Origin of the sequence: Acinetobacter sp. YH01024 (assembly GCF_013420195.1) — a bacterium.
GTDB classification, from domain to species: Bacteria; Pseudomonadota; Gammaproteobacteria; order Pseudomonadales; family Moraxellaceae; genus Acinetobacter; species Acinetobacter amyesii.
The window spans coordinates 1-5423 of the sequence record NZ_VOYQ01000081.1; the positions used below are offsets into that span (position 1 = coordinate 1).

Annotated in this window: 5 protein-coding genes; all 5 read right to left on the reverse strand. The window is 35.1% G+C overall.

From position 1 onward, the window contains the following. Positions 1-337: 337 nt before the first annotated feature. Complete coding sequence (locus FTT88_RS16655; RefSeq protein WP_078189619.1) at positions 338-748, reverse strand: hypothetical protein; 411 nt, start codon at positions 746-748, stop codon at positions 338-340. Positions 749-761: 13 nt separating this feature from the next. Further along, positions 762-3071 (reverse strand): fimbria/pilus outer membrane usher protein, encoded by a 2310-nt coding sequence (locus FTT88_RS16660; RefSeq protein WP_180005390.1) that lies wholly within the window; start codon positions 3069-3071, stop codon positions 762-764. 5 nt (positions 3072-3076) lie between these two features. Beyond that, positions 3077-3805 (reverse strand): molecular chaperone, encoded by a 729-nt coding sequence (locus FTT88_RS16665; protein ID WP_180005391.1) that lies wholly within the window; start codon positions 3803-3805, stop codon positions 3077-3079. 92 nt (positions 3806-3897) lie between these two features. Next, positions 3898-4398: a hypothetical protein gene (locus FTT88_RS16670; RefSeq protein ID WP_180005392.1), complete on the reverse strand. Its 501-nt coding sequence runs from the start codon at positions 4396-4398 to the stop codon at positions 3898-3900. Between the two features lie 755 nt (positions 4399-5153). Next, positions 5154-5423: hypothetical protein (locus FTT88_RS17170; RefSeq protein WP_218955743.1), on the reverse strand; the 270-nt coding region annotated here is incomplete at its 5' end.

A 5423-nucleotide genomic window follows, 5' to 3' on the forward strand; every position in this document is an offset into this window, starting at 1 on the left:
AGCAAGTAACTTGGACCAGTGTTGATCATTTAGCATTGTTCGAGGCATAGCGAGTGTAAAATTGGGTTTGGCGATTTAATTTTACTATCTCGCTATTTTTTTAATCAACAAATGTCAACAGACCCTATTTATTCTTAACGCTATATCGATATTTTAACATCTCGAATACTCAAGACATTCACATCCAACTTTATATTTGCAACAGAGAATGGAGCTACTTAGATTGAAGCTAGAGACTCACATTAATATCTATACTCAAGCTTCAATCTAGCGACATGAACTTAGCACTCTGCATATAATCACCTTAACCATGAAATAAAATCACTCGCTAAGCCTCTCAAAACACCATATTTACAAAGACTGTATCGCGGTAGATTCCTGCAGGTGTCGTTGCATTCACTCGCTCCACCAAACGCACAGCAATCACATAGTTATTTTTGCCAGCGCCTTGCTCTGTAGAAACATTCCACAGATTTTCCATCGCACCTGAAACAGTCATTCGTGTTTTGAGCTTAATCGGGCCATTCGTCACAAAACTACTGCCCGAAGTATCCTGCAAATTACGGCTATTAAAGCGTATGCGGTATTTACCGGAACAATCGACACTAAATGAACTCGCCGCTTGACTATTATAGTAATTCGCCAAGCGCATATTGGTTTCACTGATTCGTCCCATTTCACAACGACTCGGTGCAGCAAATGTTATTGAACTAAATAACGCTGCTGAGATGAGTAAAATACTTTTCATTGGAAATACTCCTTTATTTACACTGCAATGTAATTAATTCAGGAGTTTGGTTTTCTACCTTTTTCGGCACTGTTAATGCTGTTTGGCAAGATCGACCACCACTGGTCCTCACCGTCAACTTGTAGTAGCCTTCAACCAAACCATATAACATTACCGTGCCATCTGAACCCACTGGATAAACATCAGCTTCTGGGGTATCAATTGCAACTTCACTTCCTGCAACAAATTGATGACCTTGTTCATCCAATATTTTGACCAATATTTGTTGTGTATCAAATACTGAAAAATTAATGTTATAACCACGCTGTCTTAATGCGACTAAACGATGTGCAGCATTTGGAACTTTGCTTTCGATCGGTAATTGATTTTCATCAAATGAAATATCGTAATTAATATAAGGAACGATATCGTGTACAAAGGCATAGCCTTTTTTATTGGTTTTCGCGACTGGAGACATTGAACGCATGACATCAATATCTTCACGACCACCAACATTCACTAAAGCAAAGGCATTATCGACAAAACTGGTCAATGCGTATTGACCACCCAACCACACCATAGCGCCACGGTAGCCAACCTGTGTTGTTGAATCATTTTCACTATAGAGATGACTTAAGGTTAAATCACCAACATCAGTGGACAAACCACCATAGGCATTTAATACCGTTTCATCATTACGATAATCCACACCGAGCGCATAATTTGCACCATATTCACCGAATGCATTTTGAATGAAACGGACACCGCCGGATTTATTGGTACCCGCATCAGCCTGAATACGCTTACCACCACCAAAATTATAAGAAAATGTAATAAAGGCACCTGAGTCATCGCTATCTCCAAATTCTTGGAAATAGTTGGCGGTATACATTAAATTCGGTGTAATTTCGCGACTCACACCCACAGTGAGCATTTTGCGATCCTCTAACTCAAATAAAGGATCATTAGATTCATACTGGGTTTGTTCGATATAGTTCAGATTTAAATTTTGAAAGAATGGAAAATTAGCAAAACTCAAATACGCCATATTTTCAAATTTTGGAAAAATATGATTATCTTCATAACCTAACGCCCGATAATCATTTGTAGCGTAGCGTGAACTCACACCAAAATTAAGTTTCCCGAAATTACGACTGATAGCCAAACCTGCAGAATAGCCATCGTCATTATCGGTTTTACTGCCTAAAAAAATACTGTCTAAAACAAACCATCGATTGACCGCTTGCGTCCATAGCAGTCCTGCATTTTTTACTTTGTCACTATAGGTAGCACTTGCACCCAACGTGGTACGACTGGTGACACCTCTACGCCAATAGGCTGAACTGAAAAAATCGCGATAATCGCTATTTTCTTCGTCATAACTGAAGCGTAGTTTCCCTAATGATATGTTGTAATCATTTAAATTTTCTTTGAGCAATTTACTGCTAATTAACACCGGAAAACTTCGAACAGTGGTATTCCCCAATACATCTTGTACAACCATTTGCGCTGTACCAGCACTTTCAATATTGGCACCTGTTTGTAGGTTATAATCTCCAGGTGAAATCTTTTTCTGATAAATATTTACGCCATCAATATATAAATCAACAGTCGAAGGTAAAACTGCACTACCTTTTAGACTTGGAATATTCCAATACACAAAATCTGGACGTGACGTATAGTCTGTACCAAAACTCAAACCACCAAATCGCACACCATGAATTAATGCGCTATAGGCAGAGGTCGTATCACCAATAATCAGCTTGGTCGCATTTTTGGAGAAATCAAACTCAAGACTACTATTTAACCTTACAAATTTTTCTTCACGATAATCATCCCCTTTATTATTTCGATAAAAGGCATTATTTCTTAAAATCCAATTGTCTTTAAACACCCCAAGTTCAGGCAGTACACCAAAATTATTATGTTGAGTGTTATTTTCAAAGTGCATTTCATAATTGAGAAATGCACCAAAATTTGCAGGCATCGGCTGACTGATTAAGGCATCCGTTTCTAGCCCAAAGAAATATTTTGATGGAAGATTAATTTTGATAGCTTGCAATTGAGGATCAAATCCAGAATGAATATCTTGATCCGTTACCAAACAAAATGAATTTTTAGTTGCATGTCGTTTCAGAATTTCTACTTTAATTTGCAGCTTATCAAGATCTGCGCACTCTATATAAAACTTGTTATTTTCAGTCAGTAATAATACTTCGCTCTTGCGGTCTACTTCGTTTACCCAAATACTGGTTGGAAATAAATCATCAGGCATATCAACAGCTTCTGCATGAGCAGAATTAGCACATAAAATACAATATAGAAGCAATGTAATTCTATTCATAGCCACTACTCAACTAAATTAAACTCCAAAGGAGTGTCACCTTTATCTGTTTCCACAACGACTTTATAATTACTAGCGCCTTGTAAAGAAACACTCCCGATGTCGTATTGGTTTTTACCTAATGCCAATAAATATTTCATATCGGAAGATTCAGCGACTGTTTTCTTGCTTTTATCGATGACATAAAGTTTTTGGATTTGAATGTGTGATTTTGCTAAATTTTCAACCTGAATAATGGTGCGACCATTCGATTTTTTAGCAATAAATTTCAAATAAGCGGGTTCTTGTTTGCCGACAAAAAATGGCACATTAATACTTAATAACAGTGCAATTTTCGATTCAGAGTTCGTCACTTGAGGTAGCTCAGTATAAAGAATACGCCATGCTTCTTCTTGTTGTAGGTTCATACTTTCTACAGATTGAGTAAAACCCACACGAACCATTTGTTTTGAATTTGGTTTTAAAATAAAGTTCTTCGGATTGATAATAATATTGGATTCAGGTGAAAGAACATCTTCCCCTGCGGCATTTTGAGTCCATTTAAATGCTTGAGCCTCAAAAATACGTGGTGTCTCATCATCCCCTTTCGACTCCAAAGTAAATGTCGCACTGCGTTGTTTAGATTTATCGGTTAAATATAACTGCACAGGGCTAATTGAAATACCTGCAAATATTTGAGGACTCAATAAGCAAGTCATTAAACTAAATGAAACGACTTTGAATAAACTTTTCATATACCCACCCCAGTACATTTAAATATTATTATCAATTCAAAAATAAAAAGAAGTTGACCCTAACTGTGTAGAATCAACTCCCTAAATTTGGATTAGTAAGCTACTTTGATATATAAAGTATCTTTGTATGTACCAGCACGTTGAGTACCTGAAATTGTATTTTTTGGAGCTACAGATACAGCAAAGTTATCAACGCTCATACCAGCTACAGGTGTAGAACCGATTGGATAATTCACACCACCTTTTGAAGTCGTGATTTTTGTAAATACTTTATCACTAGTGGTTTCATGTTTTACAAAAGTATCTGCACTTGAACCCGCGTTTAGCGTAGATAGATTTAATGTATATGGAGTGTTCGTTGTAACTGTAAAGCCACTAGCACCCGTATAACTGTCTTCAACGAGTTTGATGTCTTTACCTACCAAAAGCTCACATGCTTTAAGAATCTGTAACTTTATGTCGATTTCGCCTTCACACGGCGCACCGCCACATTGTTTAGATTCTTTTTTACCACCAGCGATTGCAGATGTTGCTGGAAGTGCTACGAACAATGTTGCAGATAGTACTGCGGTTAAAATTTTAGATGTAGACATTTCACTTCTCCATTCTCATATGAGATTTATTAGTATGTGCATCAAAGGATATTTATTAAGAAAAACTAATTAATCTTACTTTCCCTAGGTGCTGATTCATTCTTAATCATGTGGAGAAAAAAAGAACCTAATGCGGAATATTCACACGAATATTCATGTAATATTATTTTTTACGAATATTTAAATTATGTGGTTGTAATATATTAAATATTTTTAATTTTTATATTTTTATTTAATTTTTCTCTTTATCCCAAATTTTGGGGATTTTTTTCATATCCCTATTTTTTGGTATAACATATCTTATTGTTTTTATTAAATTTAGTAACATTAAAAATAATATAGGCTGTTACATATTTCACCAAATATTTGTGAAATAGTTCAAAATAATTTTCAAACAAACCAATAATATTTGAATATTCAACTATATTAATAGTAAAGGCCGATTAAATTTTATTTTTAAATAGAATCTCGAATGTATAATCACTACTTTCAGGTATGTCTTTTGAAACGCAATACAAGAATTACGTCACCAAATACTGAGCCTTTGTATTAAATTACAGGTTTTGAAATACGTCTTAGTTTCCAATGTTAAGCTTTTGTAAATCATATTTTCTTTCTTTAAATTTCAGTTTTTTGTTTTTCAAATTTTTAGAATCTCATTTATTACATGAAATATCATGTATGTTAAAATTCAGTCCCTCTCTTTCAACCCTCTTTTTACTTTGATTTTTTATTCAAAATACTGACTACCTCATTTAAAAGTATCTACATTCATCTTTAGAAAATTCTATAAATAAAAAAAGCCCCAAGTTATGGGGCTTTTTAAAATTTAACTTACTCACTGACTGGATAAAGCAATCCTTGATCGACTCGAAAGATTTGACCTGATCCAAAGTCGGGTGGTGTTTCAAAAAGTATGCTGAAAAAAAGCAGGTTGGATTTTGATAAAATAGAGAAATGCGAATAACTCTAGAAATCAAGTGTCCAGCCTGCCTAAGTGACAGTATAAAGAAAAATGGCACAAA

Bases quoted from the DNA above. Each gene is read 5' to 3' on its own strand.
- FTT88_RS16665 (WP_180005391.1), bottom strand. From the start codon at position 3,805: ATGAAAAGTTTATTCAAAGTCGTTTCATTTAGTTTAATGACTTGCTTA.
- FTT88_RS16670 (WP_180005392.1), bottom strand. From the start codon at position 4,398: ATGTCTACATCTAAAATTTTAACCGCAGTACTATCTGCAACATTGTTC.
- FTT88_RS16655 (WP_078189619.1), bottom strand. From the start codon at position 748: ATGAAAAGTATTTTACTCATCTCAGCAGCGTTATTTAGTTCAATAACA.
- FTT88_RS16660 (WP_180005390.1), bottom strand. From the start codon at position 3,071: ATGAATAGAATTACATTGCTTCTATATTGTATTTTATGTGCTAATTCT.